Annotated in this window: 26 protein-coding genes; 12 read left to right on the top strand and 14 right to left on the bottom strand. The window is 56.6% G+C overall.

All coding sequences use genetic code 11. The features are described from left to right. Nucleotides 1–12: 12 nt before the first annotated feature. Nucleotides 13–909, bottom strand: coding sequence for a polyprenyl synthetase family protein (locus QVF59_RS01735; protein WP_287877003.1), 897 nt, complete (start codon nucleotides 907–909; stop codon nucleotides 13–15). Further along, nucleotides 899–1,132 (bottom strand): exodeoxyribonuclease VII small subunit, encoded by a 234-nt coding sequence (locus QVF59_RS01730; protein WP_089086346.1) that lies wholly within the window; start codon nucleotides 1,130–1,132, stop codon nucleotides 899–901. The genes QVF59_RS01735 and QVF59_RS01730 overlap by 11 nt, the downstream gene beginning before the upstream one ends. Nucleotides 1,133–1,295: 163 nt before the next feature. On the opposite strand from QVF59_RS01730, the gene QVF59_RS01725 reads away from it, so the two are divergent. From QVF59_RS01725 to QVF59_RS01700, 6 genes are all read left to right on the top strand, one after another. After that, nucleotides 1,296–2,129: an SDR family NAD(P)-dependent oxidoreductase gene (locus tag QVF59_RS01725; protein ID WP_287877001.1), complete on the top strand. Its 834-nt coding sequence runs from the start codon at nucleotides 1,296–1,298 to the stop codon at nucleotides 2,127–2,129. Between the two features lie 92 nt (nucleotides 2,130–2,221). Continuing rightward, a complete protein-coding gene (locus QVF59_RS01720) occupies nucleotides 2,222–3,247 on the top strand; it encodes a helix-turn-helix domain-containing protein (RefSeq protein ID WP_287877000.1) in 1,026 nt (341 codons plus the stop codon). A 117-nt stretch (nucleotides 3,248–3,364) separates the two neighbouring features. Further along, nucleotides 3,365–3,730, top strand: coding sequence for a hypothetical protein (locus QVF59_RS01715; RefSeq protein WP_287876999.1), 366 nt, complete (start codon nucleotides 3,365–3,367; stop codon nucleotides 3,728–3,730). Continuing rightward, nucleotides 3,727–4,581: an NAD-dependent epimerase/dehydratase family protein gene (locus tag QVF59_RS01710; protein WP_287876997.1), complete on the top strand. Its 855-nt coding sequence runs from the start codon at nucleotides 3,727–3,729 to the stop codon at nucleotides 4,579–4,581. Before QVF59_RS01715 ends, QVF59_RS01710 begins: the two co-directional genes overlap by 4 nt. Then, nucleotides 4,578–5,057, top strand: a complete 480-nt coding sequence (locus QVF59_RS01705) for a DUF2269 family protein (protein WP_287876996.1) — start codon at nucleotides 4,578–4,580, stop codon at nucleotides 5,055–5,057. Before QVF59_RS01710 ends, QVF59_RS01705 begins: the two co-directional genes overlap by 4 nt. Beyond that, entirely contained in the window at nucleotides 5,054–5,635 is a 582-nt protein-coding gene (locus tag QVF59_RS01700) for a DUF4166 domain-containing protein (protein WP_287876994.1), read from the top strand. The genes QVF59_RS01705 and QVF59_RS01700 overlap by 4 nt, the downstream gene beginning before the upstream one ends. An 86-nt stretch (nucleotides 5,636–5,721) precedes the next feature. On the opposite strand, the gene QVF59_RS01695 is transcribed toward QVF59_RS01700, so the two are convergent. The 5 genes from QVF59_RS01695 to QVF59_RS01675 all read right to left on the bottom strand — a co-directional run bounded on the left by QVF59_RS01695 (nucleotide 5,722) and on the right by QVF59_RS01675 (nucleotide 11,952). Then, nucleotides 5,722–6,291 (bottom strand): BRO-N domain-containing protein, encoded by a 570-nt coding sequence (locus tag QVF59_RS01695; protein ID WP_287876992.1) that lies wholly within the window; start codon nucleotides 6,289–6,291, stop codon nucleotides 5,722–5,724. 568 nt (nucleotides 6,292–6,859) lie between these two features. Further along, nucleotides 6,860–7,972 (bottom strand): WD40 repeat domain-containing protein, encoded by a 1,113-nt coding sequence (locus QVF59_RS01690; RefSeq protein WP_287876990.1) that lies wholly within the window; start codon nucleotides 7,970–7,972, stop codon nucleotides 6,860–6,862. A gap of 1,169 nt (nucleotides 7,973–9,141) precedes the next feature. Further along, nucleotides 9,142–10,197: an alpha/beta hydrolase gene (locus tag QVF59_RS01685; protein ID WP_287876988.1), complete on the bottom strand. Its 1,056-nt coding sequence runs from the start codon at nucleotides 10,195–10,197 to the stop codon at nucleotides 9,142–9,144. Between the two features lie 43 nt (nucleotides 10,198–10,240). Then, nucleotides 10,241–11,182: a (R)-mandelonitrile lyase gene (locus QVF59_RS01680; RefSeq protein ID WP_287876986.1), complete on the bottom strand. Its 942-nt coding sequence runs from the start codon at nucleotides 11,180–11,182 to the stop codon at nucleotides 10,241–10,243. Between the two features lie 23 nt (nucleotides 11,183–11,205). Then, entirely contained in the window at nucleotides 11,206–11,952 is a 747-nt protein-coding gene (locus QVF59_RS01675) for an SDR family oxidoreductase (RefSeq protein WP_287876984.1), read from the bottom strand. A 129-nt stretch (nucleotides 11,953–12,081) separates the two neighbouring features. Between QVF59_RS01675 and QVF59_RS01670 the strand changes: the two genes are divergently transcribed. Together QVF59_RS01670 and QVF59_RS01665 are read left to right on the top strand one after the other, a co-directional pair. Then, nucleotides 12,082–12,987, top strand: coding sequence for a LysR family transcriptional regulator (locus QVF59_RS01670; RefSeq protein WP_159875575.1), 906 nt, complete (start codon nucleotides 12,082–12,084; stop codon nucleotides 12,985–12,987). A 218-nt stretch (nucleotides 12,988–13,205) separates the two neighbouring features. Then, nucleotides 13,206–13,574 carry a hypothetical protein gene (locus QVF59_RS01665; RefSeq protein ID WP_287876982.1) on the top strand — a complete coding sequence of 123 codons (369 nt, stop codon included), beginning with the start codon at nucleotides 13,206–13,208 and terminating at the stop codon, nucleotides 13,572–13,574. 494 nt (nucleotides 13,575–14,068) lie between these two features. On the opposite strand, the gene QVF59_RS01660 is transcribed toward QVF59_RS01665, so the two are convergent. Next, the gene (locus tag QVF59_RS01660) at nucleotides 14,069–16,885 is read right to left on the bottom strand and encodes a valine--tRNA ligase (protein WP_287876980.1); all 2,817 of its coding nucleotides are present in this window, start codon (nucleotides 16,883–16,885) and stop codon (nucleotides 14,069–14,071) included. A gap of 177 nt (nucleotides 16,886–17,062) precedes the next feature. On the opposite strand from QVF59_RS01660, the gene QVF59_RS01655 reads away from it, so the two are divergent. Continuing rightward, nucleotides 17,063–18,328: a diguanylate cyclase gene (locus QVF59_RS01655; protein WP_159875578.1), complete on the top strand. Its 1,266-nt coding sequence runs from the start codon at nucleotides 17,063–17,065 to the stop codon at nucleotides 18,326–18,328. A 63-nt stretch (nucleotides 18,329–18,391) separates the two neighbouring features. Here QVF59_RS01655 and QVF59_RS01650 read toward each other — a convergent pair whose 3' ends face one another. Together QVF59_RS01650 and QVF59_RS01645 are read right to left on the bottom strand one after the other, a co-directional pair. Then, nucleotides 18,392–18,730 (bottom strand): DMT family transporter, encoded by a 339-nt coding sequence (locus tag QVF59_RS01650; RefSeq protein ID WP_159875579.1) that lies wholly within the window; start codon nucleotides 18,728–18,730, stop codon nucleotides 18,392–18,394. Between the two features lie 16 nt (nucleotides 18,731–18,746). Beyond that, nucleotides 18,747–19,202, bottom strand: coding sequence for a multidrug/biocide efflux PACE transporter (locus QVF59_RS01645; RefSeq protein WP_287876977.1), 456 nt, complete (start codon nucleotides 19,200–19,202; stop codon nucleotides 18,747–18,749). 97 nt (nucleotides 19,203–19,299) lie between these two features. On the opposite strand from QVF59_RS01645, the gene QVF59_RS01640 reads away from it, so the two are divergent. Next, nucleotides 19,300–20,160 (top strand): LysR family transcriptional regulator, encoded by an 861-nt coding sequence (locus QVF59_RS01640; RefSeq protein WP_287876975.1) that lies wholly within the window; start codon nucleotides 19,300–19,302, stop codon nucleotides 20,158–20,160. 130 nt (nucleotides 20,161–20,290) lie between these two features. Beyond that, on the top strand, nucleotides 20,291–20,995 hold the full coding sequence (locus tag QVF59_RS01635) for a glutathione S-transferase N-terminal domain-containing protein (RefSeq protein WP_287876974.1): 705 nt from the start codon (nucleotides 20,291–20,293) through the stop codon (nucleotides 20,993–20,995). A 126-nt stretch (nucleotides 20,996–21,121) separates the two neighbouring features. Here the strand turns inward: QVF59_RS01635 and QVF59_RS01630 are convergent, their stop codons facing one another. Both QVF59_RS01630 and QVF59_RS01625 read right to left on the bottom strand, forming a co-directional pair. Then, nucleotides 21,122–21,364, bottom strand: a complete 243-nt coding sequence (locus QVF59_RS01630; RefSeq protein ID WP_159875583.1) for a GlsB/YeaQ/YmgE family stress response membrane protein — start codon at nucleotides 21,362–21,364, stop codon at nucleotides 21,122–21,124. Between the two features lie 140 nt (nucleotides 21,365–21,504). Next, the gene (locus QVF59_RS01625; protein ID WP_159875584.1) at nucleotides 21,505–22,239 is read right to left on the bottom strand and encodes a peptidylprolyl isomerase; all 735 of its coding nucleotides are present in this window, start codon (nucleotides 22,237–22,239) and stop codon (nucleotides 21,505–21,507) included. A gap of 256 nt (nucleotides 22,240–22,495) precedes the next feature. Here QVF59_RS01625 and QVF59_RS01620 point away from each other — a divergent pair, with 256 nt between their 5' ends. Then, nucleotides 22,496–23,797 carry a ferredoxin reductase family protein gene (locus QVF59_RS01620; RefSeq protein ID WP_287876971.1) on the top strand — a complete coding sequence of 434 codons (1,302 nt, stop codon included), beginning with the start codon at nucleotides 22,496–22,498 and terminating at the stop codon, nucleotides 23,795–23,797. Between the two features lie 26 nt (nucleotides 23,798–23,823). Here the strand turns inward: QVF59_RS01620 and QVF59_RS01615 are convergent, their stop codons facing one another. Both QVF59_RS01615 and dut read right to left on the bottom strand, forming a co-directional pair. After that, nucleotides 23,824–24,837, bottom strand: coding sequence for a GGDEF domain-containing protein (locus tag QVF59_RS01615; protein ID WP_287876969.1), 1,014 nt, complete (start codon nucleotides 24,835–24,837; stop codon nucleotides 23,824–23,826). Between the two features lie 116 nt (nucleotides 24,838–24,953). After that, nucleotides 24,954–25,406, bottom strand: coding sequence for a dUTP diphosphatase (gene dut / locus QVF59_RS01610; RefSeq protein ID WP_159875587.1), 453 nt, complete (start codon nucleotides 25,404–25,406; stop codon nucleotides 24,954–24,956). Between the last annotated feature and the right edge of the window lie 52 nt (nucleotides 25,407–25,458).

Genomic DNA, 25,458 nt, shown 5'->3' with positions numbered 1-25,458 from the left:
GTTCTTCTGCGGTTAAAACGAGCGGGCCACAATGTAGTCGGCCAGTTGTTTCAGTCTATCGGCAGCCGGGCCAAAGTCTTCCAGCGCGGCAAAGGCCTGCTCGCGCAGCTCGCGGGCAAACTGTTTGGCCTCGGCCAGGCCCATCAGGCTGACGTAAGTGGGCTTGTCGTTGGCGGCGTCCTTGCCGGCGGTCTTGCCCAGCGTGGCGGTGTCGGCTTCGCAATCCAGCACGTCATCCACCACCTGAAAGGCCAGACCAATGCGCTTGGCAAAGATATCCAGCTGTTCGGTCTGTTTGGCCGACAGGGGCTGGCCTGCCATTGCACCCAGCAGCACGGCAGCGCGAATCAGCGCACCGGTCTTCAGCATGTGCATGAATTCCAGCTCGGGCAGGTTCAGCGTCTGGCCCACGCTGGCCAGGTCAATCGCCTGGCCACCGGCCATGCCGCTGTGGCCGGAAGCACGTGCCAGTGTGTGGCACATGGCCAGCTGGCTGGCCGGGCTCACGCCTTCCATCGGGGTGGCAATCAGCTCGAATGCCAGGGTTTGCAGGGCATCGCCCACCAACAGCGCAGTGGCCTCGTCGAACTCCACATGACAGGTGGGCTTGCCACGGCGCAGCACATCGTCGTCCATGCAGGGCAGGTCGTCGTGTACCAGCGAATAGGCGTGGATCATCTCCACCGCCGCCGCTACGCGTGCCAGGTTTTCCGCGCTGGCACCGCTTAATTCGCCTGCGGCAAAAGCCAGCAGCGGCCGCACCCGCTTGCCGCCTTCCAGCGTGGCATAGCGCATGGCCTGATGCAGGCGCTGCGGCAAGGTGTCCGCCGAGGGCAGAAAGCGGGCGAGGGCGGTTTCCATGGTTTGCTGGATCTGCGTCATCCAGCCGATGAAGGATTCATTGGCCATTACTGAGGTCCAGCGGTTTGAGTTCGTCGTTTTCCAGAATTTTCAATTGCTGCTCGGCGTCGGACAATTTGCCCTGGCAGAACTTGATCAGCTCGATGCCTTGCTTGTAGGACGCGAGCGCCGTTTCCAGCGGCACATCGCCGCCTTCCATCGCCTGGATGATGTCCTCCAGCTGCGCCAGCGCGGTTTCAAAGCTGGCCGGGGCTTTGGCGGATTTCGCCATGGCGTTTTCCTTGTCGCAAAATCGGTAGTCGGCCATTTTATTCCATTTCCACGGCAACACGATAACTTTGTCAGGCCCGGCTACGGCGGTGAAACTGCTTTAGCAATGCTGCCCGGATAGTGTAGGGTTTCGCCTGTTTCCCTGATTTTGACAAGGCTACCCAGTGTCCCACCCCCCTTGCATTCTGATTACCGGCTGCTCCAGCGGTATTGGCTATCACACGGCAAAACTGTTCGCCCAGCGCGGCTGGCGCGTATTTGCCAGCTGCCGCAGCGCTGCCGATGTTGAGCGGCTACAGGCCGAGGGACTGGAAAGCTTGCAACTGGATGTTACCGACAGCGCTTCCATTCACCGCGCACTGCAAACCGTGCTGGGGCAGACTGGCGGTCGGCTGGACGCCCTGTTCAACAATGCAGGTTTCGGCCAGCCCGGCGCGGTGGAAGACATCCACCGTCAGGCCATGCGCGAGCAGTTCGAAACCAATCTGTTCGGCCCGTGGGAACTCACCAACGCCGTACTGCCCGTCATGCGGGCCCAGGGCCATGGCCGCATCATCTATAACAGCTCCATTCTGGGTTTTGCCGCCATGCGCTGGCGCGGCGCCTACAACGCCAGCAAGTTTGCCATGGAAGGCATGTGCGACACCCTGCGGCAAGAGCTGCACGGAACCGGCATTTTTGTCTCGCTGGTGGAGCCGGGGCCGATTGAAAGCCGCTTCCGCCCCAATGCCTTGCAGCGCTTTCTGAAAAATATCGATGTGGTTGGCAGCGTGCACCGCGTGGAGTACGAACGCCAACTGGTGCGCCTGAAAAAAGAAGGCCACGCCGCCCCCTTCACCCTGCCCGCCACCGCCGTGGGCGAGGCGGTATGGCAAGCAGTCAACGCCCGCCGTCCCAAGGCCCGCTACCGCATCACCAAGCCCACCAAGGTGTTCTGGGTACTGCGTCGCGTGCTATCCACCCGCGCTTTTGACTGGGCGCTGCGCAAGGCGGTGTAAGGCAGTGGGATGATGGGGAGGTCTGAAGACCTGACGTCGTCAGCCTGCTCGCTTACAATCAGCCTTCACCTGATGGACACCCTATTACTGCCATGATCGTTGCTTGCGGCCTGTTATTGGCCGGTTACTCAATATTCAGTTGCCTGCTGCTTGCCATCACGCACTTTCGCTCCGGCAGTTATCCGGACCAGCCCCATTCACGCCAGATGGGTATCGCTTTCTTGTTGACACTGGCCGTGCTGCAGGGGGTGCATGCTGCCTTGTTGCTTGGCTATCCCGATGGTTTGGCATCTGGACTTTATCGGGCCTGTTTGTTTGCCGCCGCGCCCTGTTTCTATTTCTACAGCCATCCCTTACTACACCCGTCATTGAGCAAGGGCACGCTGTGGCGCAAATGGCCGCACCTGCTGCCTGTGTTGCTAGGCACAATGCTGCCATTTGCACTCGCCTTCCCCCTGGCTTTTGCCTTGGGCATGGCGTATCTGCTGTGGTTTGCCCGCTCCATCTATCGACTTCGCGCAGAGCGCGAACGTTTTCAGCGCGAACTGGTGCTGGTAGGGTGCGTTGTGCTGATTGCTGCCCTGGTTGCCCTGGCCGGTTTGCTGCCCATGCGCATTCATACCACGCAATTTTTTGCGCTGTATTCCTGTGCCATCGGTATGGCGTTGTGGTTGACGCAATTGACCTTGGGCTTACGCCCGGCCATGCAGGAAGACATTGTTGCCGCTGCCAATGAAGCCTATCGCACCAGCACCCTCGGCAATGTGGACTGCGAGCGGGTACAAGCCAGGCTGGAGCAGCTCATGCGTGAGGAACGCCTGTACCAAAATGCAGAGCTTAGTTTGCCGATGTTGGCTCAACAGCTGGAATTGGGCGCACATCAATTATCAGAGCTGCTCAATATCCGCCTGGCCAAAGGCTTTTCACGTTATCTGCGTGAACAACGCGTGGCCGCAGCCTGCACCATGCTGCTGGCAGAGCCATCGGCATCGGTGTTGTCGGTTGGCTTGAGCGTTGGTTTTGCCTCGCAATCAAACTTTTATGAAGCATTCCGCGAAATCCAAGGCATGACGCCGGGTAGCTATCGAAAGCTGATGAGTACGGAAAAATCGGTATGAAGTGCTTCTGTTTTATCATTCCGCAGTAAATAAATGCTTCTGTTTGTGCCGAGCGGAAGCTTTGCCTGGTAGTGGAAATCATGCTGAGAGCTCCTGAACACACTTGTGGAGCTCAAAATGGTCGACATTCTTCCCCTGGTTTTGAAATGCGTGCTGAGTCTTGCCATCAGCGCAGTTGTCATCAGTATTTTGCAGCAGCACCTGGCTGGTTTGCTGCAGCGCCTGTGCCAGGACGCCACTGCCGCTGCATTCTGGCGCGACTATACCCGGCTGATCTTGGTACTGGTGCCGCTGCTCCTTCTCATTATCAGCGATTGGCTGTTCCGGAACGCCAACCTTGTCGACAGCCTGCGTGTCAGCTTGCTGTCGATCTTTGGTGGTTTGCTATTTGCCCTGATGAGGATCAAGCGCCATCTTGACCGCTTCATTGCCATCCCGGCACAGGATGCCAGTGCAAGTCCCAAGCAGGAGCCTACGGCATGAAGCTTCTACTTACGGGTGGGGATGGCTTCATTGGCCGTCACGTGCATGCACAATTGCAAGCGGCTGGACATGAAACGCGCCTGCTCTCCAGACGCCATGGCTGTGACTTTGCCAGCATGACCCAACCCCGACACTGGCTGCCCTGGGTCAAGGGGCTGGATGCCGTAATCAATTGCGCAGGTATATTCGCAGCCACGCGCCACCATACCTTTGACCGGGTGCATACCGACGCCCCCGTCGCCCTGTTCCAGGCCTGTGCCGAAGCGGGCATTGCGCGGGTTGTGCAAGTATCCGCCCTGGGGGCGGATGTCCATGCGCACACCCCGTTTCTGCGCAGCAAGGGCAGGTCAGATGCCTTTTTGCAAATGCTTCCACTCAAATGGATGGTGTTGCGCCCCTCCTTGGTTGTCGGCAAAGGAGGGATCAGCAGTCATTTAATGCAGCAACTGGCACGGTTGCCGTTGATTCCGATACCGGGCGATGGCAAGCAAGTGATTCAACCTGTCCATATCGAAGATGTTGCCCTTGCCTTGCTGCATGCCCTAGAGCAAGAACCCGCATGTCGTGTTGTCGCTGCTGTCGGGCCGCGTCGATATACCTTGCTTGATTGGGTTGCTGCGCTGCGCCAACAGCAGGACTTGGCGGTGGCACGCTTCTGTCGTCTGCCACTATCACTGGCACGCCTGATTTGCCTGATTGGCCAGGGACTGCACCCGCTGCTCCAGACCGATGCACTGGACATGCTCCAGACAGGTAGCTACGGCGAGCTGCAACCCTTTGTCGAACTCCTGGGTCGCATGCCGCAGTCGCCGCTGCATGCCCTTGCCAGCTCAGCCGGAGAATCAAGATGAGTTATCCTGCCATCAAGACATTACACATCCTCAGTATGGTCCTGCTGTTTGGTACCGGATTTGGCAGTGCATTCTACAAATGGATGGCCGACCGTTCAGGCCGCTTGGAAACCATCGCAACCACCAACCGCCATGTCGTGCTGGCTGACTGGCTGTTTACCACACCCACCGTGCTGTTTCAGCCCATCAGCGGGCTATGGATGCTATCGCAGCTGCAGTTGCCACTCTCCACCAACTGGGTGCTCGTTTCGCTGGCGCTCTATGTCTTGGCCGGTTGTTGCTGGCTGCCTGTCGTGTGGTTACAAATCCGCATGCGGGATATCTCCACACAAGCCTTGTGCCTTGGCCATCCTTTACCCCAACACTATTGGCAGTACGCGCGGTACTGGTTCTACCTGGGGCTGCCTGCTTTCCTTGCCATGGTCATGGTTGTTGTCTTGATGGTGAGCAAGCATGTGCCGGGAGCCAGCGGATGAAAAGCCCTATTCAAACCGTGCTGGGTGCTGACTGGCATCGGCTGCCCCGCGCCTTGCAAACCCATTATGCCGCTGCAGCGTGTGTTGACCGTGGCTATCTGGATATCGACTACCCGGCTTGGCTGCAAAAGCCATTAAACCTGCTCTACCTGTGTGGAGCACTGATTAATCAAACAGGTAGCCGGCTGCCCACGGAAGTGCACAAACACATGCAGCAGGGCAGGCAATACTGGCAACGGCGTATCACCTTGCCTGGAGGGGTGGAGAAACACTTCAACAGTGAATGGCAGCCGCTTGCCAACGGCGAGATAGAAGAACGGGTCAACGGTTTTCTTGCCTTGCGCATGCGTCCCTCAGTACATGCCACGGGCTTGCAGTATGCCGGCACATGTTACGTACTGCGCTTGGGCAGGCTAAAGCTCCTCCTGCCCGAGTGGCTGTTGCTGGGGCATACCTCGATTGCTGAAACCGCCTTGGGCCCGGATTGCTTCGCCATGGATTTCCGGCTGATACATCCATGGTTTGGCCAGCTTTATCGCTATGCCGGTATCTTCCACACGGCAACAGAAACTGGCTAAGTCGGCTTGGGTGTCAGCATGCGGATGATGCCATCCGGCACCGTTTTGCCCATTTCAGTTCCGGCCTGCAGGCTGGTGCTCCAGCCTCAGCCTGCATCCCCTTTGTTCGCCATTTCCCGCCACGCCTGTTTGTTCATGCGCCGCGCCAGTTGCTGATGGCAGGCCGCTACCAGTTTCAGCAAATCCCCGTTCGGCATGCCCAGGCCCTTGGGCTGTGCAATTTCATCAGCCAGCGCCTGCAAGGGCGTGGCGCTGCATTCCAGCGGACTGAGTCGGCCATGGCTATGGCGGCGCGGGTGGTCCGGGGTGTAATTCAGCGTCAGCAGCCAGTGGGCGTGCTGCCAGTTTTCTTCCTGCTGCAGCACGGTTTGCAGTACGGCATGGCTGATTTGCTGCCCCGCTTCGGCCGCCAGGCTGAGGGCTTGCTCCCAGCGTGGGGCATGGGGCGGTAGCTGGTGCAGGGCGGGAAGCAGTTCGCGGCTTAGCCAGCGGCGTAGCTGGCGGGCGGCGGGTTTGCGGCTGCGGCGCAGGACTTGCAGCAGGGCGGGCAGTGGCCAGCTGGGCGGGGTTTGGTGGAGGGTGAGGCGGATGGGTTTGCCGAGGTAGTGGAGGGTGAGGGGTGGTGGTGTTTTTGCGGATTTGTTTTCTGCGGACATGGTGATGTCTCCATCAATATGGTGGTAGATGATTTCCTGTCCGGATAATCAGGTCGCCAAACCCGGTTGCGCTGTTTAAGTGCAACTCGCAAAGGCTAAACAGCAAGCGGGTGAGTCGCAAGGGTTGGAGGCATGGAGCAGGCTGGCAAGTGGTGCAGGTGGTGTTCTTGCATCCGCTGCTGCGGATGATGTGTTGAGTGCCGCTTCCGCGCGGCGGAGGTGAAGGAGGGCTTGCCTGGCCAAGCCCTCCTTCACCTCCAAGGCCACCCCGGCAAGCATGGCCTGAGGCTGCCCTCCGGGGCCTGACACTGCTGCGGCACGGCTGGAACTCGCGATTGGCTAACGTCCAATCGCTCAAACAGCCAGCCGCTTAAAACCGCAGCAGCGCCACCCGTCGGCAAGCTTGACGGGGCCGGTGGGCGCGTTGGTGCGGTGGGGAATCTAGCAGCTAAGACGATTTCGGATGCCACCGAATAGATTTCTGCTTTCGACCCGAAGCGGACGCTGTTTATTTAACGAGCAAGTAGCACCAACTCTCATTGCAAGAGTACGTGTCAGAAAAATGCAATTATTTAATTTCCCACACGGCAATGTCTTCACTGGAAGATACAGCAAAAAGGTTGCCATCTTTCTGCGTAGCCAGTGCGTGAATTGCACCCGATGCAGATACGGTATCCACCACTCGTCGAGACTCTGTGCTAATTATGCTCACTATAGGGAGTCGATAATCCGCACTTCCAGCAATTAGATATTTACCATTTGATGTATATGCCAAGCCGTATTGTCTTCCATACTCATTTCCATCAAGAGGGGTGGCTAGTAATAATCTTTTCTTGATGTCGACAATACGCACCGAATCACTTGAGAAATACTTCCCTTGCACTTGCATATTTTTATATGAACCAACAGCAATTTCCTCAGTAGTTCTGTTTACAGCAATGCTGATAGCCTCTGAACCATGAGGCGGTCTAAATAATTGCATGAAATCATTATCATTTCCCACTTTGCCTGAAATACTCCCAAAAAGAACACCGCCCTGATGAAGGGGAAATTCCTTATCATATTTAAAGTTTGGCTGACCATATGCAAAAACTATTCCAGCCCCATCAGGAAGGAATGCGATATCATGTATTTCTGCAAATTTAAATTCTTCCCATGCTTGAATTTTTTCCACAACCCAACTTGATGAAGAGATTACAACTGCCACTGGAAAGGTATAATGCTTATCTTTTGAATCCGCTTGGTATGCTACAACTAGATATTTACTGTCACTACTAAATTTTAAAGTATGGCAATTCCGAGTTTTCGACTCAGCTGCAACAAACCAATCCTTGGTGTTCCACACTCTCATTACCATTGGCCTCTCGCTTGGCGAGGATGTACAGGTGGCTATAAATTTCCCATCTGGACTCCATGCCAACGTATGGAATCCAGCATGTGGAGGAACTGGAAAAGCCAAAATTTTAATTATCTTTTTCTGGCTCAAGTCCCATATGTGAACTTCATCGCTCTGAAGGCTGGATGTCGCAATTTCTTTTCCATCACCACTCCATGCGATGCTGGTTGGCACAAATGAATCATGTAGCGTAAATTTGTACTTGGCTACTTTACCATCTCTGCCTACATCTTCCAGAGGGCGAGAGAAAGTAAAGGCATTAGCACTCCCTTGCATCAATATCATGGCTAATGCAAATATATTTATTGACATTTTCAAAGATGATTCTCCATCTTGACCAAGAGGTGGGTTTTGCCAAATTCCATCAATATTACTGAGTAGTAATCATATTTCTTGCAGTATTCAATATCGAACCGCAATTAAATTATAATTTTCGCTTTGCTTTCCATGTGCTTCTTCTACTCCGCCATGCTTTAACAGTAATGAAAATAGAAAATGGAATTAGAAAAACAAATACGAAAAATTGATGAATACCACCAAACGGCCCTTCGTACCAATCGGGGTTGTTATCTAGCAGTAACCAATCCACAAGTTCCCCACACAAAAAAGACAATGAGAGTTGAACGATCAAGAATGTAACAAATACCAGAAAGGCGGAAAGTATGCGAGATAACATATTAATAACTGATGGCAAAAAATATGGTTGAAATGAGTATAATTTTTGGCAGCATTCCAAAAACAGCTACTGGCTAGTAGATGACTGGTTCTGGCCGATACCAGTCATGCTAGCACATTGGCATGATGAGAGTATTGACCTGCATCGGGGACTCATCTGTACTGCGATTCGCTATCGCAAGCACCGTACCAACGAAACCCGGTCCCGTCAGCGCAAGCCGACACAGACGTGCCGCTCAGGGTCTTAAGCGGTCGGCTGTTCGAAGCGGCGCGACGTTAGCGCGCCGCAAGTTCCGGCCGCGCCCTGGGCGGTGCGGCTGTGGCGGGGTTTCGACGCGCTGCGGGTCGCCTTTTCTTTGGGTTCTTTCTTTTGGCGAAGCTGTGTATAGACCGGTGAGCACCGAGACAAGTATCCGCTCACGCAGATGATGAATTTTCTTGCCGCTTCCGCGCGGCAAACGGGAAGGAGGGCTTGCTTGGCCAAGCCCTCCTTCACCTCCAAGGCCACCCCGGCAAGCATGGCCTGCGGCTGCCCGACAGATCCCGCCCGGAGCGAGGCGCGCCTGAACTCGCGATTTGCTAACGTCAAATCGCTTAAACATTGCAGGCGCTTAAAGTAACACCCTTGTCGACTGCTGAACGGCTAAGCGATATTGCTTGCGCTCTTTCAATGGCAGGGCCTTAGCCATGGCTTAACCCCATACCACCAAAGCCAGGCACCGGCACTTCAAGATTGCTGCTTCCCGGCTTTCGTTTTTGCATTTCTGTTACCCGCGGCCTTAAAGCGTTCTTGCGTAAAACTGCGTCAACTTGGCCACCGCAGTATTCACATATTTGGGCAGCCAGTACGTTTCGATGTGGGTCGCACCATCAATTTTGAATAGCTCCTTATCTTTGGTGCCTGTTGCTTTCGAGAAGGCATCTTCGCTCATATAAAGGCTATCGGCCTTGCTGCCGGCAATCATCAGCAAAGGTTGATTGATAAGCTCAATCTGATTTGTGGCATCAAAACTCATCAAGTCCAGCAGACTGCTCAGGGTGTATTTCGCACTAGCGTTCGGGTGCATGTGGGTTTTGCCGTAATACTCAAAACCCTGGCGGTACATTTCGAAGGGAAGTTTTGCAATCTGCTCATCGGTGAGTACCACGTCATTGGCATAGAGGACTTTTCCGCCAGCAGCCTCCTGCGCCCGGGCTTCGGAAGCCTGCTGTAATCGAGCCTGGACGCTGGAGAGCTGGGAATCCATAAAGCCATTGCGGCGTACGCGACCGGAATTGAACATGCTTAACGTGGCAACTGCCTTGAAGCGTTTGTCCGTTTGAGCTGCTTTCAATGAGTATCCACCACCCCCACAGATACCAAGCAAGCCTAGACGAGCCTTATCGACACCCGCGTACGAAGAGATGTAATCGGCCATACCATGGATGTCTTCAACCCGGTTGGAAGGTTTGTCGACGTAACGTGGCAGCCCACCGCTTGCTCCCTGATAGGCGGCATCGGCGGCCAGGGTGATGTAGCCTTGCTCTGCAAGCCTTTGCGCATACAAGCCGGCAGTTTGTTCTTTCACGCCACCATTCGGATGTGCAATAACGATGGCGGCATAGGTTTTCTTTGGGTCGTAATTCGGAGGCGTGTAGACATTTGCGGAGATGTCCAAGCCATTCAGTTTATAGGTTACCGGATGGATATTGACCCTTCCTGGCAGGTTCTGCGTGATAGCGCCGTCATAGGTAAGAGTGAACGGATTATTCCGATAATCAGCTGCGTCGGCAGCACCTGATGCAATTGCAAGACTGGCAGCAACAACAACGGATGTCATGGGGGAAAGAGACATTGCAAATACTCCTTGGTATCTGGACTTGTATCGTGGGTAGTACTTAGCGGGCCGGCGTGGAAGCTGGCCCAACTGAATCGGCAGGAGAAACGCGGCTTGGCGGCTCCGACGCAGTGGGGTGCCCTGCTTCCTTAGAAAGCACTTCACGTGCAGCAGTAATGGCCGAGACCGCACTTGGCCATCCTGCGTAAAATGCCATGTGAGTTATCGTTTCTGAGAGCTCTTCTGCGGTGACACCGTTTTTAAGCGCTAAAACCAGATGCGAGCGCAGTTGGTCTGGACGGTTCAGTGCAATCAAGGCACTCACCGTCACCAGACTGCGGTCCCGCTTCGACAGCCCTGGTCGTTCCCAGATGTCCTGATAGAGGACGCTATCCGTCAGGTCTGCCAATTTGGGTGCAATATCACCCATCAGCTGTTGAGCGCGACTGGCAGGTGCCGGGCTTTGTGTACCGCCGGCTGCGCCATATTGTTGCTGACTGACTTTTTCCATCCAGCTGACCGTGCTTCCTTCTACCTGTTCTTGAATGGCAAGGTGGGTCATTGCTTCGTTTCTCGAGGCTCCATGCCAGTGCTTCTGGCCTGGTGGAATCCACACGACATCGCCAACTGAAATGCTTTGAACCGGCCCACCCCAGAACTGTACAAAGCCAGACCCGGCAGTGATGACGAGGGTTTGACCGGCAGGATGGCTGTGCCAGTCTGTTCGTGCACCGGGCTCGAATGTGACGTAGGCACCAGAAGCATGCGTAGATGCAGTCGCTGAAAACAAAGGAGCAACACGCACTCTCCCAGTGAAATGGTCAGGTGCTGCAATGACGACAGGCCGGGAAGACTGCGGCGAGATTCTGGCTAAAACCGATATATCCGTACTGGCTGGCCCTGAGTCTTCACCCGCCTGGGTAGCAGCCCAAGCAGAATTGAAGAGAAGGACACAAATAAGTCCGCCGAAAATTGATTTCATCAGAATCCAATCGCTCATCATCTTGGGCTGCATGCGTCAATGACTTAGCCTTCTTGCCGTGTGGGGCGGAATAGCACTTCGTTCACATCCACCTCAGGCGGTTGGCTGATAGCAAACGCCACTACTCGCGCAAACGATTCAGCAGGGATTGCATATTGCTGATAGAACTTGCTGATTGCCCCCGCGACATCAGGTTCCGTCACACTGTTGGGTAGTTCTGTAGCAATGGCACCGGGTGAAACCACCGTCGTTCGAATGTCATAAGGTTTGACTTCTTGACGCAGTCCTTCGGAAATCATCAGCACGGCACTCTTGGTTGCGGCATAAACTGCACTGCTAGGACGGACTGTTCGACCGGCAACCGATGAGACATTAATGATGTGTCCGCTCTTTTGTTGCTGCATATAAGGAAGGGCGGCGGCAATGCCGTAGAGAACCCCCTTGATGTTGACGTCGATAGTCTGATTCCAGTCATCAATCTTGAGGCGCTCAAGTGGTGAGTGCGGCATCAAACCTGCGTTATTAACCATGACATCAATGCGACCAAAAGCCTGTACTGCGGCATCAACCAGTGCTTTTACCTCTTCGTGCTTTGTTACATCGGTTGCAAGGGCAATCGCTTTCCCGCCATTACGATTCAACTCATCGGCCAAGGCCTGGATGCGTTCCAGACGGCGTGCGCCCAGGGCTACAACAGCACCTTGGGCGCTCAGGTGGCGGGCAGTCGCTTCGCCAAGGCCACTACTGGCACCGGTGATGACGACCACTTTTCCTGCGATGTTGTTGCTCATCGGACAGTCCTTTTCATGTAGCCCTCTCCCGAAATGGAGAAGATAGCCTTGATGCAGTCGATTGTAGATTGCTGTATATCACTCTACAATGCGGCATAATTTGCACAGCGTAGTGAGCGAAATTCAACTATGGCACATCCGGATTTGTCGGAACTGACCGCATTTATTGCGGTGGCGGAGCATCGAAACTTCCGGATGGCTGCAGGGGTGCTCGGTCTTACGCCATCGGCGCTCAGTCATTCAATTCGTGGCTTGGAGGAGAAGCTGAATGCGCGGCTATTTAACAGAACGACGCGCTCAGTAGGGCTGACAGAAGCAGGGGAGCAGTTTTACAGACGTGTTCAACCGCTGATGACTGATTTGAATGAGGCCGTCAATGAAATCTCAAGCTCACGTAATCGCCCATCAGGCTCAATCAGGATTAGTGCGGCTGAAGCTAGTGCAAAACCTTTAATTCAGCATGTCTTGCCGGATTTTCTCGCGACCTACCCTGAGATCCACGTGGAGTTTATTGTGGATACGCGCTTTGTCGATATCGTTGCCGATGGATTCGATGCTGGAGTCAGGCTTTTTGAGGACGTGCCACGCGACATGATTGCCATTCGCTTTGGTCCGGATATGAGACTTGTAGCGGTCGCGTCACCGGCATACCTTGAACAGCATGGCACTCCGCAGACACCTCAAGAACTAGCCAGGCACCGCTGCATCCGTTTCCGTTTTGCCGGTGGACGCTTATATCGTTGGCACTTCTCACGAGGAGCGACCAACTATGATATGGATGTGGATGGCCCCCTCACCCTGAGCTCTCCACCTTTGATGGTTGAGGCTGCACTGGCGGGCGTTGGGGTCGCTTGGGTTCCGGATTATTATGTCATTCAGCACCTGGATGAAGGGCGACTTGTCCATCTATTACCAGAATGGAGTCCAGCGGCTCCCGGAGCTTGCTTGTACTATCCCTCCAATCGACACCCACCAACGGCATTACGGTTGTTTACGCAAGCCGTGCGAGATTGGGCAAGCACTTTCTCAACATAAGGCTGTACTTCACTGAGAGGGCTAAATTGCTCCCCAGACAGTCACGCCAGGCTTCCTGCGTTGCAGCTGTGGCGGGGTTTCGCGGCGCGGCGGGTCGCCTTTTCTTCGGGCTCCTTAATTTGGCAATAATTTGACGCGCGTTGGAAGTATAAAATCATGTGGCACATATTTTTTACCTGCTATATTGGAAAAACATAGGCTCAACAAGGGTGGATTGTATGAAAAAAATTGTGCTCGCCGCTGCCATGTCACTGGCTGCAATCAATGTTCACGCAGCAGATGTTGGCGCTTTTTTTGGTGTGACGTACGCGTATGACTCTAATAAATCCGACGGTGGTTTAGGGTTGACATTGCAAGCAACAACTACTCGCAAGGAAAATCGTGGGATCGGGGCCGCTGGTGTGAGCTTTTATCCCTTCTCCAAAGATCTGAAATTTGGCATTCCTGTTGGTGTCGGCTATCAGTGGGATAATGCAGCTGCGATTATTAGTTATGATCTGTTGCAGAAGAAGCCGGCTATCAGCGGTGGCTATGTCGATACGCGCGAACCACAAGCACCAGCTCCTGTGGTCGTTCCATTGACCTGATGTGAGATTTTTCAAAAAGCCAGCTGCAGTCATTGCCGCTGGCTTTTTTCATGCATGTTCAACGGGGTTGATCGGGTCTTGTTGCATAAGTGGTGCTACTCAGTCTGAGCAGCTTTTGTGGTGCTAGCTTTGTCCAGCTCATAATGATACTGGTGGGGTGGGTATGTTTTGCAGGATTTTCCTGCGCTGAAATAACCATAATTCTGGCTCTGTTTTATATGATATGAATCCATTAATGAAAAGCGGGTCCATATTTGGCAGTGGGCAGTCTAATCAGATAGTTGTAAGGTCAGCTTACGCCAAACATGAGCCGAAAGCATACTTATCGTCAAAGATCGCTTCTGGTCGATTAATAGCCATTTTCGTGTTATGCCAGTTTTTCTGGCCGGTGCTCTTTCTGCGGTCTGCATAGTTGGTTAGCACATGCGTCTTTCTTGAGGCCAGGCACAAAAAAGCCCACCAAACGGTGGGCTGTGCATGCGGGATGAAGCTAATCAGGCCAACTTGGCCAGCTGCCCCTTCACCTTGTCCATCTTGTCGTTCAGCTCTGCCAGTTGCGCCTTGTCACGCTCCACCAGATGCGCCGGGGCCTTGTCCACATAGCCTGGTTTTTCCAGTTTGGCGGTCAGCTTGGCCAGCTCGGCATCCAACTTGCCCAGCTCCTTGGTGAGGCGAGCGGTTTCGGCGGCCTTGTCCACTTCCACTTTCAACATCAGGCGGGCGTTGCCGGACATGGCCACCGGTGCGTCATCCGCCGGCAGGGTGGCGACGATGCTGCCTTCGGTCAGGCGGGCCAGCAGCTTCAGGTAGGGGATGAAATCCGCTACCGAGGCATCGCCGGTTTCAATGAACAGCGGGGCCTTCACGGCCGGGCCGATGCCCATTTCGCCACGCAGGTTGCGTACCGCGTTCACCATGTCCTTGAAGCCATCCATGCGGGCGTTGGCCTCGGCATTGATCTTCTCCGGCACGGCCACCGGCCATTGCGCCAGCATGATGGAGTCGCTGTGCTTGGCATTGGCCAGCGGGGCGACGGTTTGCCACAGCTCTTCGGTGATGAAGGGCATCAGCGGGTGGGTCAGGCGCAGGGCCACTTCCAGCACGCGCACGATGGTGCGGCGGGTGGCGCGTTGCTGGGCTTCGTTGCCGTTTTGCAGCTGTACCTTGGCCAGTTCCACATACCAGTCGCAGTACTCGTTCCAGATGAACTCGTAAATGATCTGGGCGGCCAGGTCGAAACGGTAGGTTTCCAGCGCATTGGTGACGTCGGCTTCGGCTTGTTGCAGGCGGCCGATGATCCACTGGTCAACAAAGCTGAATTCCAGCGGCAGGCTTTCGTCCTGACCGCAGTCCTTGCCTTCCACATTCATCATCACGAAGCGGGTGGCGTTCCACAGCTTGTTGCAGAAGTTGCGGTAGCCTTCGGCGCGCTTGAAATCGAAGTTGACGCTGCGGCCCAGGGTGGCGTAGCTGGCCATGGTGAAACGCAGGGCGTCGGTGCCATAGGCCGGAATGCCTTCCGGGAACAGCTTTTCGGTGGCCTTGGCAATCTGCGGGGCTTTTTCCGGGCGGCGCAGGCCGGTGGTGCGTTTTTCCACCAGTGGTTCCAGCGCGATACCGTCGATCAAGTCCACCGGGTCAATCACATTGCCCTCGGACTTGGACATCTTCTTGCCTTCGTGGTCGCGCACCATGCCGTGGATATACACGTCGCGGAACGGCACCTTGCCGGTAAAGTGCTTGGTCATCATGATCATCCGGGCAACCCAGAAGAAGATGATTTCATAGCCGGTCACCAGCACATTGGAGGTGACAAAGGCGTTCAGTTCCGGGGTTTCTTCCGGCCAGCCCAGGGTGGAGAAGGGCACCAGCGCGGAGGAGAACCAGGTGTCCAGTACATCCTGTTCGCGGCGCAGCGTCTTGCCCGGGGCCTTGGCCTGGGCTTCTGCTTCGCTGCGGGCAACCACGATATTGCCGTCTTCGTCGTACCAGGCCGGAATCTGGTGGCCCCACCACAGCTGACGGGAGATACACCAGTCCTGGATGTTCTTCATCCACTGGTTGTAGGTGTTGACCCAGTTTTCCGGGATGAAGCGCACTTCGCCGGATTCCACCGCTTCGATGGCTTTTTGCGCGATGGACTGGCCGGTGGCGTCGCCTTCGCCCACCTTGCTCATGGCGACGAACCACTGGTCGGTCAGCAGGGGTTCGATGACGGTGCCGGTACGGTCACCGCGCGGCACCATCAGCTTGTGCGGCTTGGTGTCCAGCAGCAGGCCCTGGGCTTGCAGGTCGGCCAGCATGGCCTTGCGCGCGTCCTGGGTGCTGAGGCCGGCGTAGGCGGCCGGCAGTTCGATGCTGCCCTGGGCGCTGCCGTCAAAGCCGAAGATCTGCGCCTTGGGCAGGATGGTGGCTTGCAGGCTCATTACATTGATGAGCTGGGTGTTGTGGCGCTTGCCCACTTCGTAGTCGTTGAAGTCGTGTGCCGGGGTGATCTTGACGAAGCCGGTGCCGAATTCCTTGTCCACATAGCTGTCGGCAATCACCGGAATGGTGCGGCCGGTCAGCGGCAGTTGCAGCTGTTTGCCCAGCAGATGCTGGTAGCGTTCGTCTTCCGGGTTGATGGCCACGGCCACGTCGCCCAGCAGGGTTTCCGGGCGGGTGGTGGCTACGGTGACAAATTCCTCGCTACCGACTACCGGGTATTTGATGTGCCACATGTGGCCGTCTTCTTCCTCGGAAATCACTTCCAGGTCGGAGATGGCGGTGCCCAGCTTGGCATCCCAGTTGGACAGGCGCTTGCCACGGTAGATCAGGCCTTGTTCGTACAGGCGCACGAATACTTCGGTCACCACCTCGGCACGCACGTCGTCCATGGTGAAGTATTCACGGCTCCAGTCCACCGAGCAGCCCACGCGGCGCATCTGGCTGGTGATGGTGCCGCCGGATTTTTCCTTCCATTCCCACACCTTGGCGGTGAACGCTTCGCGGCCCATGTCGTGGCGGTTGATGCCTTGTTCGGCCAGCTGGCGCTCCACCACGATCTGGGTGGCAATGCCGGCGTGGTCGGTGCCGGGAATCCATACCGTGTTGTCGCCCTTCATGCGGTAGTAGCGCGTCAGGCCATCCATGATGGTCTGGTTGAAGGCGTGGCCCATATGCAGGGTGCCGGTGACGTTGGGCGGCGGCAGCTGGATGGCGAAGGACGGTTTGCTGGTGTCCATGCTCGGCTTGAAGTAGCCGGCCTGTTCCCATTGTTGGTACCAGCGGCGTTCGATATCGCCCGGTTCAAAGCTCTTGGCAAGTTCCATGATGAATGGCGCTTCTTTATACGGAAAAATGGGTCGATTATACCTGTTTTCGCAGCGTTCTCCGAGCCGGCTGGCGCTGGCGGATGTTGCTTGTTTCACACAAGCTTTACTGACAGATAGGCGGGCTTCGTCAATAATGCATGCATCTTTCTTGACGGACAGCAATTCACCATACGCATGGACGCACCGCGCATTCTCGTGATCGAAGACAGCCTGATGCTGATTCGCCCCCTGTGCCGTCTGGTCAACAAGCAAGGCTTTGTTGCAGTGCCGGTAACCAGTCTGGCCGAGGTACGCCAGGCGCTGGCCGAAGATCCACGCTTCATGGCAGCGGTGGCAGACTACTGTCTGCCAGATGCCCCCAGCGGTGAGGTGTTGCCACTGTTGCTGGAAAACCGCATTCCCACCGTGGTGCTGACCGCACATAACGACATGCCAACGCGCGAACGCGTACTGGGTATGCCGGTGGTGGACTACATTCCAAAGGAAAGCCCGTCGGCCTTCGAGTACGTGATGAAGATGCTACGCCGCATCCGCATCAACCCCGGCATCAAGGTGCTGGTGGTGGATGACTCCCAGGCAGTGCGGCAGTTTCTGCGTACACAGCTGGAGCGGCATCTTTACCAGGTGATAGAGGCGGCTGATGCCGAACAGGCACTGGCCATCCTGCGGCACGAGCGCGGTATCAAGCTGGTGCTGACCGATCACGACATGCCCGGCATGGACGGGGTGCGGATGACCAGCACCGTACGCCGTTTTCTGGACCACACCCATCTGGCCATCATCGGGATCTCCGGCAGCCAGGACCCCACCATGACTGCCCGCTTCATCAAGGCCGGGGCCGATGATTATCTGCAAAAACCCTTCAATTACGAAGAATTCTTCTGCCGGGTTACTCGTAATGTGGAGTTTGTGGAAAACCTGCAGGCACTGAAGGAATCCGCCAATAAGGATCACCTGTCCGGCCTGTCCAACCGGCGGCATTTTTTTGAACAGGCCAGCGGGCTGCGCCACGATATCGGCGTGGCGGTGCTGGATATCGATCTGTTCAAACGCATCAACGATGGTTACGGCCATGATGTGGGTGATCGGGTGATCTACCAGACGGCACGACTGCTGGAGTCATTTTTCCCGGACGATATCATCGCCCGTTTCGGCGGCGAGGAGTTTGTCATTCTCAGCCAGCAAGTGAATGCGGCGGTGATGCTGGGCCAACTGGATAAGCTGCGTCGCGCACTGGCCAATCTGGAAATCAGTACGCCGTTGGGAGATTTGCGTTTTACCGTCAGCATCGGCATGGCGGCCACCGAAGAAAGCGACATCGGCAATCTGCTAAAACAGGCGGATAACTATCTTTATCAGGCCAAGCACAGCGGTCGCAATCAGGTGTGCGGCGGTATGCTGGCCTCGCAGGGGAGCGATTTGCCGCTGGCCCAGCTCTGAACAGGCATGCATGAACAAAGGGGCAGCTGCCCCTTTGTCTTGCTTGCGTCCTGTCGGCCTGTCTTAGTGCACGGCGGAGCGGGAAAACAGGTTCAGCACCAGTACACCACCAATAATCATGGCCATGCCCACGATGGCCGGCAAGTCCAGCTTCTGCCCGTACAGCTGCCAGGCCACCAGCGAAACCAGCACGATGCCGACACCGGACCAGATGGCGTACACCACACCAACCGGTACGTGACGCAGTGTCAGCGACAACATGTACAGCGACAGCATGTAACCGGCAGCCGTCAGCAGCGAAGGGCCAAGCCGGGTAAAACCTTCAGTCAGCTTCATCGACGAGGTGGCCACCACCTCGGCCACAATGGCGATGCTCAGGAAAATCCAGGCGTTGTTGTTCATCTCGGCCTCCCTTGGTTTATTTGGTTTGTGGCAGTGCAGTTTGCCGGTTTTGCATGACACGCTGACGCAAGTGGTCGTAAGCCAGATTGAATAGATAGGTATAGGGCAGGAAAAAGGCGAAAAAGCCCAGGTCCAGCAGTAATGCCTGCCACAGCGATGTCTCAAGCCACCAGGCCGCCAGCGGCACCAGCATCACCACCAGTCCGCCCTCAAACAGCAGGGCATGTGCGCAGCGCACCCATCGCGTGCGTTGCAGGCCCCAGTGCCGTTCTGCCCGCTCGAACAGCGCGTTGAACAACATATTGAACAGCATGGCCACGCAAGACATCATCAGCGCCAGCACACCCATCTGGCCGACTCCGCTGCCGGTCAGCAGGGCCGCCAGCGGCACCAGCATCACCATGGCGCAGACTTCATACAACACGGCATGCAATATGCGTTCGCCAAGGTGTTTTTTGTCGTTGGCAGACATGGTGCTGTCCTTTCCAGTAGTGGTATCGGGTGATTCGGGTGACATTGTGATTGGTTTGTCGGATAGTTAAAAAATAAAATCCATCGGAGAAACCGATATGTCCTGGTCGCTAGATGCCATTGCCGCCTTCAGCACGGCAGCCGAGCTGGGTTCGTTCTCTGCTGCGGCGCGTCGGCTGGGCAAGAGTCAGTCCACCATCAGTGAGGCCATTGCCAATCTGGAGATTGATCTGGGTGTCAGCCTGTTCGAGCGCAGTGGCAGGCAGCCGGTGCTCACTCCGGCCGGGCAGCAATTGCTCAGCCATGCCCGCCAGTTGCTGGATGCCGGCGATGCCCTCAGTCGGGTGGCCGGGCTGCTGGGAGGCGGGTTGGAGCCACGGCTCACCATCGTGCTGTCCGATACTTTTCAGTCCGAATCGCTGGAGCAGATGCTGCGTCTGTTTGAACAGCAGTTCCCCGCGCTGGAGCTGGAAACCCTGGTGGCCGAAAAGGAAGACGTCATCGACCTGGTGGAGAGTGGTCGTGCGCAACTGGGCTTTGTTTCCGGGCTGGCGCGCTATCCGGCGGATATCGGTTATTACCCCATGCCGGATGCCAGTCAGAGCAGCTTGTATGTCAGCAGCAATCATCCGCTGGCGGGCTTGCACAGTGTCAGCCGCGAGCAACTGGCTGCCGAACGTGAACTGCGGCTCAATACCTATTACGGCCCGCCCAGCGCCACCCTCAGTGTGCGCTGCTGGTCCGCCCCCAGCTACCTGCTGTTGCTGGAAATGACGCGGCTGGGCTTTGGCTGGTCCGAGCTGCCTAGCTGGCTGGCCATCAACTTTGGCGGGGATGAGTTGACCGAGCTGAAAGTGGCCGGCTGGCCCAAGGCGGTGCAGGTGGATCTGGTGTGGTCGCAAGCCCGTCAGCCCGGACGGGCCGCGGCCTGGGTGCTGGCGCGTTTGATGGGGCACTGATCGTTGTTGCAAAACACAGCGTTCTGCAAATCGTTCTTGTTGGGGCCTTCTTTGCCCATACTATGCAAGTGCGATTGTTGTCTTCCGCTCTCACGCAGCCAGCCAGGCTGGCACTTACAAAGGCATCCTCATGAACAATCTGTCTTCCTTCCCCATTACCCGCAAATGGCCTGCGCAGCACCCGGATCGTCTGCAGCTGTATTCCCTGCCCACGCCCAATGGTGTGAAGGTGTCCATTATGCTGGAGGAGTGTGGCCTGCCGTATGAGGCGCATCTGGTGAGTTTCGACAGCAACGACCAGTTCAGCCCGGAATTCCTGTCACTCAATCCCAATAACAAGATTCCGGCCATCCTTGACCCCAAGGGTCCGGATGGCAAGCCGCTGGCCTTGTTCGAATCCGGCGCCATCCTGCTGTATCTGGCGGAGAAAACCGGCAAGTTCCTGCCCGCTGACGCGGCACTGCGCTATGAAACCATCCAGTGGCTGATGTTCCAGATGGGTGGAGTGGGGCCAATGTTTGGCCAGCTGGGCTTCTTTCACAAGTTTGCCGGCAAGGATTTCGAGGACAAGCGGCCGCGTGACCGCTACGTGGCGGAGTCGCGCCGCCTGCTGGGCGTGCTGGATGCCCGCTTGAAGGGGCGTAGCTGGATCATGGGCGATGATTACACCATCGCCGATATGGCCATCCTGCCCTGGGTGCGTAACCTGGTGCAGTTTTATGGTGCCGGCGAACTGGTGGGCTATGCCGATTTTGTCGAGGTGCAGCGCGTGCTGGATGCCTTCCTGGCACGTCCAGCGGTTCAGGCCGGTCTGAATCAGCCGCCACGGGCTTGAGTTCTGGTGTTGGCTGGGTGAAGTGCGGGTCACGTACTGCTGTCTGCATTGCGCTGCTCGCCAGTGGCCCGCTGAGACCGTGTTGTGCTGGTCAGGCTGCACGCCTGATACGGGCGATGCGGACGGCTATATCCGCTTGAGTAGCCGCACGATCAGCAGCAGTGCTACCGCCCCGATGGTGGACATGATGATGCTGCCCAGCATGCCATGGGCGCTCAAGCCCAGCGCACGAAACAGGAAGCCGCCGACATAGGCACCGATGATGCCGATCAGCATATCGCCCAGCAGGCCAAAACCTTCCCCCTTGACCAGCACTCCCGCCAGCCAGCCGGCAAGTACACCTACAATCAAAAACCAGAACAAGTGCATGGGTGTGTCCTTCTTGATAACAGACCGGATGTAACAGGATTGGATGATTGTTTGAAACAGTTATTTTTGTTTGTTTAATCTTCTGGCGGAACAAAGCCGGGTGAACCCGGCTTTTGCTCTTGCTCTAACAGCGGGCCGGATTACAGTGCCGGCATGCTGTAGCCTTCGATCTTGGCGGCTTGTACCAGGCTGGCCAGGTATTCGTGCATGGCCTTGTTGCCGGCCATCTGGGTCAGGTATTGCTGCAGGCGTTCCTTGACGTCGTCAAAGCTGATCTGACCGCCCTGGTTGCGTTCGTTGACCTGGATGATGTGGTAGCCAAACTGGGTTTGCACCAGGTTGGGGGTGATTTGACCGGCTTCGGTACTGAATACGGCCTGCTCGAATTCCGGCACCATCTGACCACGGCCAAACTGGCCCAGGCTGCCACCTTGCTGGCCGGACGGGCAGGTGGAGTGTTCGCGAGCCAGATCGGCAAAGCGCGACGGATTGGCCTGTACTTCAGCCAGCACGCCTTCGGCCTTGGATTTGGCCAGCATATTGCCCAGTTCGTCACCGCCACCCAGCGGGAACAGGATGTGGCTGGCCACGGCGGATTCGCCGCCGGCGAAACGTTCCGGGTATTGATCGTAGAAGGCGCGGCAAGTGGCTTCGTCTACCGGATCAACCTGAATTTCCTTTTCCAGCAGGGCGCCAATGGCTGCATTGGGGTTGGCAGCGTCCAGGCCTTCGGCCTTGGCTTTTTGCAGCAGCAGTTCACGCAGCACCAGTTCCTGGATGGTTGCATCGCGCGGATTGGGCGCATCTGCGTGGTTTTCCTGTTCTGCTTGCACCATGGCTTCAGTGATTTCGACGCCGTTAACGGTAATGGCCATGAGATTTTCCTGTTCGGGGAGAGTAAGTGTGACGCTGCAAAGTATACGGCGCGCTAAAAGTGGGAATTAAATGGGGCCGCCGGGGTGGATGTCAATAGCACTGCCGCTGGTGTAGCTGGTTTTGTGCTGATTTGCGAATAATTGTTAAGGCTGGCCTCCCTGTTATTACAAAGCAACATCTCGTCCTTGCTGCTTAAAGGGTAGGACAAGCTGCTGTAGTCCAATGTCCTCAATCTTTCCAATCAGGACGCTGGACATGAAAACTTTTCGCTGGACTGCCTATCCGCTAACCAGTGCCATGTTGCTGACCGCACTGGCTTTCGTGCTGTGTCACGCGCTGTACATTCCCTGGCCGGACAATTACTTTGCCTGGCGTCGAGAATTCATGCTGTTAAGCGGCGTGGAGCTGATCATGCTGATGTCGCTGGGCATGCTGTTGGGCATGCGCCCCCTGTGGCTGGAAAGGCTGTGGGGCGGGCTGGACAAGCTGTACCGGCTGCACCGCCGGCTGGGTATTGCCGCAGGACTGATGCTGTCTGCCCATTGGCTGCTGGATCTGTCGCCGCGCTGGCTGATCCAGCTGGGTCTGATTGCGCCAAAGGTGCGGTCATTTCATCCGCATGTGTTTTCCTGGACTGGCTTGGCCAAGCAGGTGGGAGAGTGGGCGGCCTGGGCCGTGCTGGGGCTGGTGATCATTGCCTTGCTGCGCATGGTGCCGTATGGCTTCTGGCGTAAATTGCACAAGCTGTTTGCCCCGGTTTACCTGATGGGGGTGTTTCATAGCGTCATCCTGACGCCGACGGCGTTCTGGTGGACCCCGCTGGGCTGGGCGCTGGCGGTGCTGCTGCTGGCTGGCGTCTATGCCGCACTGGCTTCTCTGCGGCGCAAGGTGGGCAGCTTGCAGCGTCATGCCGGCACGGTTACCGCGGTGCAGGCTCTGCCGGGCAATATGCTGGAAATCCGTTGTGATGTACCGCGCTGGCCAGGTCATCAGTCTGGGCAGTTTGCCTTGTTGCGACTGGATGCTGCCGAGGGCGCGCATCCCTTTACCATTGCCTCGGCCTGGCCGGGGCATGGTGAGCTGCGCTTTGTCATCAAGGCGCTGGGTGATTACACCTCAGGCCTGCCTGGTCGTGTGCAAACCGGTAGCAAGGTGATGCTGGAAGGGCCTTATGGCGGTTTTACCGGCGGGGTGGATGGTCGTCCCTTGTCCGGGCCGCAGGTGTGGGTAGCAGGTGGGGTGGGGGTGACGCCTTTCCTGGCCTGGTTGCAGTCTTCCTGGCAGCCCGCGGGCATACCGGTGGATTTTTTTTATTGCGTACGCAAGGCCAGCGAAGCTGCTGGGCTGGATGAGGTGCGCCATGCCTGCCAGCGGCTGGGTATTCGCCTGCACTTGCTGGAGAGCGATCATGGTCAGCGGCTGGATGTCGGAGCGCTGCCTGAGGCTGCGGATGTATGGTTCTGTGGGCCGGAGGGTCTGGGGCAAAGCTTGCAGCGCCAACTGGCCAGCCGTGCCGTGCCGCCGCGTTTCCACCACGAGGCCTTTTCCCTGCGTTGATCTGGCTGCTGACCGCTGCTTAGATTTCAGAACAGGTCGATGTCGCCGCTGGCGATTTCGACCTCTTGCACCAGTCCCTGCCGCAACAGGGTTTCAAACTGGTAGACCTGATTGCGACCATGGGTTTTGACGTAGTACAGCGCCTTGTCGGCCCGGTCGATGACTTGTGCCGGCACCAGGCCCTGATCCAGTCGGGTAAAGCCAATGCTAACCGTTACCTGGCCCACTTGTGGAAAGGGGTGGTTGGAAATACGGGTGCAGAAACCTTCAAGAATAGCCTGGGCTTTTTCCTCGCTGACGCTGTGGAACAGAATGGCAAACTCCTCGCCTCCGTAGCGGTACAGGCCATCGTCCTCGCCAAAAAACTGTTGCATGCGCTGGGCCAGCATCAGCAGGACTTCATCGCCGATGATATGCCCGTAGTTGTCATTGACTTGCTTGAAGTGATCGATATCCAGCAAGGCCAGCAACGGTATGCGGCGCTTGTCACCAGATGGATCTCCCACCAGCGAGAACAGTTGGCTGTCGAATTTGCGTCGGTTGTAGAGACCGGTGAGGGTGTCACTGTCAGATGCATGCAGCAGATTGAGAAAATTCTCATGGATGCGTGCCAGGGCAATCAGCAGTTTGTGGTCCACTACAGCCTGGGCAGACGGCGTCACCATCAGGACGGCCACCACCTGATTGGTCTGGTATAGCGGTACACACAGGCCGGTATCGATAGGGTGGATGGCCTGGTGTTGATCCTGCTGCAACAGGATGCGTAACATCTTGCTGCCCGGCAGGGTCCAGGGTTGATTTTGTGCGGGGGGTTCTTCCAGACTGTCCAACTGAATGCGCCACCAGGGGTGGCCGTCTATCCAGCGACAGTTGTACAGCGCAATGGTGCAGTCGGCCATCAGCTCGCGCAGCGTGGCCAGCAGGCTGATCTCCAGCGTTCTGCGCTCGCGCTGGGCCGTCAGTTCAACCAGGCTATCCAGGATTTCCGGCAGAGGGAGCGTGGATGGCTGGGTGAGTGAAGAGGTACTGCGTATTTCCATTGAGGCCACATCCCTTGCATCTGAGCTGTTTCATGACAAATGGTGGCTTCATTATAGGCAGTCAATGACAAGGGTGGTAACAGGTGGCCGGCCATGTGCTGACCGGCCATGTATCATCAACTGCGACCAGTGCTGCCGAAGCCGCCTTCGCCGCGTTCGGACTGGCTGAAGTCATCCACCAGGTTGAATTCCACCTGTACCACCGGCACGATGATCATCTGTGCAATGCGTTCCAGCGGAGCCAGGCGGAAGGCAGTGTGGCCCCGGTTCCATACCGAGACAAACAGCTGGCCCTGATAGTCCGAGTCGATCAGGCCAACCAGGTTGCCTAGCACGATGCCATGCTTGTGGCCAAGGCCGGAGCGCGGCAGGATCATTGCCGCCAGCTTGGGATCGGCAATATGGATGGCCATGCCAGTGGGGACCAGCTGGGTTTCACCCGGCGCAATCAGCAAGTCCTTGTCGATGGCAGCGCGCAGGTCGAGGCCGGCGGAGCCCGGCGTGGCGTAGTCGGGCAGGTTGTCGTGCAGGCGCGGGTCCAGCACTTTGACGTCTACAACAGGTTTCATGATGGTTTTCCTGCAAATGAAATGGGCAGGCAGGCCGCGTGGGCCTGCCTTG

The organism is Aquitalea sp., assembly GCF_030150775.1.
In the GTDB taxonomy this organism is placed as follows: Bacteria; Pseudomonadota; Gammaproteobacteria; order Burkholderiales; family Chromobacteriaceae; genus Aquitalea; species Aquitalea denitrificans.
This window is presented reverse-complemented; position numbering and strand designations above follow the sequence as displayed.

What these genes read in the sequence shown, in the direction of transcription:
- QVF59_RS01735 (WP_287877003.1), bottom strand. Translation starts at nt 909, where the DNA reads ATGGCCAATGAATCCTTCATCGGCTGGATGACGCAGATCCAGCAAACC.
- QVF59_RS01730 (WP_089086346.1), bottom strand. Translation starts at nt 1,132, where the DNA reads ATGGCGAAATCCGCCAAAGCCCCGGCCAGCTTTGAAACCGCGCTGGCG.
- QVF59_RS01720 (WP_287877000.1), top strand. Translation starts at nt 2,222, where the DNA reads ATGATCGTTGCTTGCGGCCTGTTATTGGCCGGTTACTCAATATTCAGT.
- QVF59_RS01715 (WP_287876999.1), top strand. Translation starts at nt 3,365, where the DNA reads ATGGTCGACATTCTTCCCCTGGTTTTGAAATGCGTGCTGAGTCTTGCC.
- QVF59_RS01710 (WP_287876997.1), top strand. Translation starts at nt 3,727, where the DNA reads ATGAAGCTTCTACTTACGGGTGGGGATGGCTTCATTGGCCGTCACGTG.
- QVF59_RS01705 (WP_287876996.1), top strand. Translation starts at nt 4,578, where the DNA reads ATGAGTTATCCTGCCATCAAGACATTACACATCCTCAGTATGGTCCTG.
- QVF59_RS01700 (WP_287876994.1), top strand. Translation starts at nt 5,054, where the DNA reads ATGAAAAGCCCTATTCAAACCGTGCTGGGTGCTGACTGGCATCGGCTG.
- QVF59_RS01695 (WP_287876992.1), bottom strand. Translation starts at nt 6,291, where the DNA reads ATGTCCGCAGAAAACAAATCCGCAAAAACACCACCACCCCTCACCCTC.
- QVF59_RS01690 (WP_287876990.1), bottom strand. Translation starts at nt 7,972, where the DNA reads ATGATATTGATGCAAGGGAGTGCTAATGCCTTTACTTTCTCTCGCCCT.
- QVF59_RS01685 (WP_287876988.1), bottom strand. Translation starts at nt 10,197, where the DNA reads ATGTCTCTTTCCCCCATGACATCCGTTGTTGTTGCTGCCAGTCTTGCA.
- QVF59_RS01680 (WP_287876986.1), bottom strand. Translation starts at nt 11,182, where the DNA reads ATGATGAGCGATTGGATTCTGATGAAATCAATTTTCGGCGGACTTATT.
- QVF59_RS01675 (WP_287876984.1), bottom strand. Translation starts at nt 11,952, where the DNA reads ATGAGCAACAACATCGCAGGAAAAGTGGTCGTCATCACCGGTGCCAGT.
- QVF59_RS01670 (WP_159875575.1), top strand. Translation starts at nt 12,082, where the DNA reads ATGGCACATCCGGATTTGTCGGAACTGACCGCATTTATTGCGGTGGCG.
- QVF59_RS01665 (WP_287876982.1), top strand. Translation starts at nt 13,206, where the DNA reads ATGAAAAAAATTGTGCTCGCCGCTGCCATGTCACTGGCTGCAATCAAT.
- QVF59_RS01660 (WP_287876980.1), bottom strand. Translation starts at nt 16,885, where the DNA reads ATGGAACTTGCCAAGAGCTTTGAACCGGGCGATATCGAACGCCGCTGG.
- QVF59_RS01655 (WP_159875578.1), top strand. Translation starts at nt 17,063, where the DNA reads ATGGACGCACCGCGCATTCTCGTGATCGAAGACAGCCTGATGCTGATT.
- QVF59_RS01650 (WP_159875579.1), bottom strand. Translation starts at nt 18,730, where the DNA reads ATGAACAACAACGCCTGGATTTTCCTGAGCATCGCCATTGTGGCCGAG.
- QVF59_RS01645 (WP_287876977.1), bottom strand. Translation starts at nt 19,202, where the DNA reads ATGTCTGCCAACGACAAAAAACACCTTGGCGAACGCATATTGCATGCC.
- QVF59_RS01640 (WP_287876975.1), top strand. Translation starts at nt 19,300, where the DNA reads ATGTCCTGGTCGCTAGATGCCATTGCCGCCTTCAGCACGGCAGCCGAG.
- QVF59_RS01635 (WP_287876974.1), top strand. Translation starts at nt 20,291, where the DNA reads ATGAACAATCTGTCTTCCTTCCCCATTACCCGCAAATGGCCTGCGCAG.
- QVF59_RS01630 (WP_159875583.1), bottom strand. Translation starts at nt 21,364, where the DNA reads ATGCACTTGTTCTGGTTTTTGATTGTAGGTGTACTTGCCGGCTGGCTG.
- QVF59_RS01625 (WP_159875584.1), bottom strand. Translation starts at nt 22,239, where the DNA reads ATGGCCATTACCGTTAACGGCGTCGAAATCACTGAAGCCATGGTGCAA.
- QVF59_RS01620 (WP_287876971.1), top strand. Translation starts at nt 22,496, where the DNA reads ATGAAAACTTTTCGCTGGACTGCCTATCCGCTAACCAGTGCCATGTTG.
- QVF59_RS01615 (WP_287876969.1), bottom strand. Translation starts at nt 24,837, where the DNA reads ATGGAAATACGCAGTACCTCTTCACTCACCCAGCCATCCACGCTCCCT.
- dut (WP_159875587.1), bottom strand. Translation starts at nt 25,406, where the DNA reads ATGAAACCTGTTGTAGACGTCAAAGTGCTGGACCCGCGCCTGCACGAC.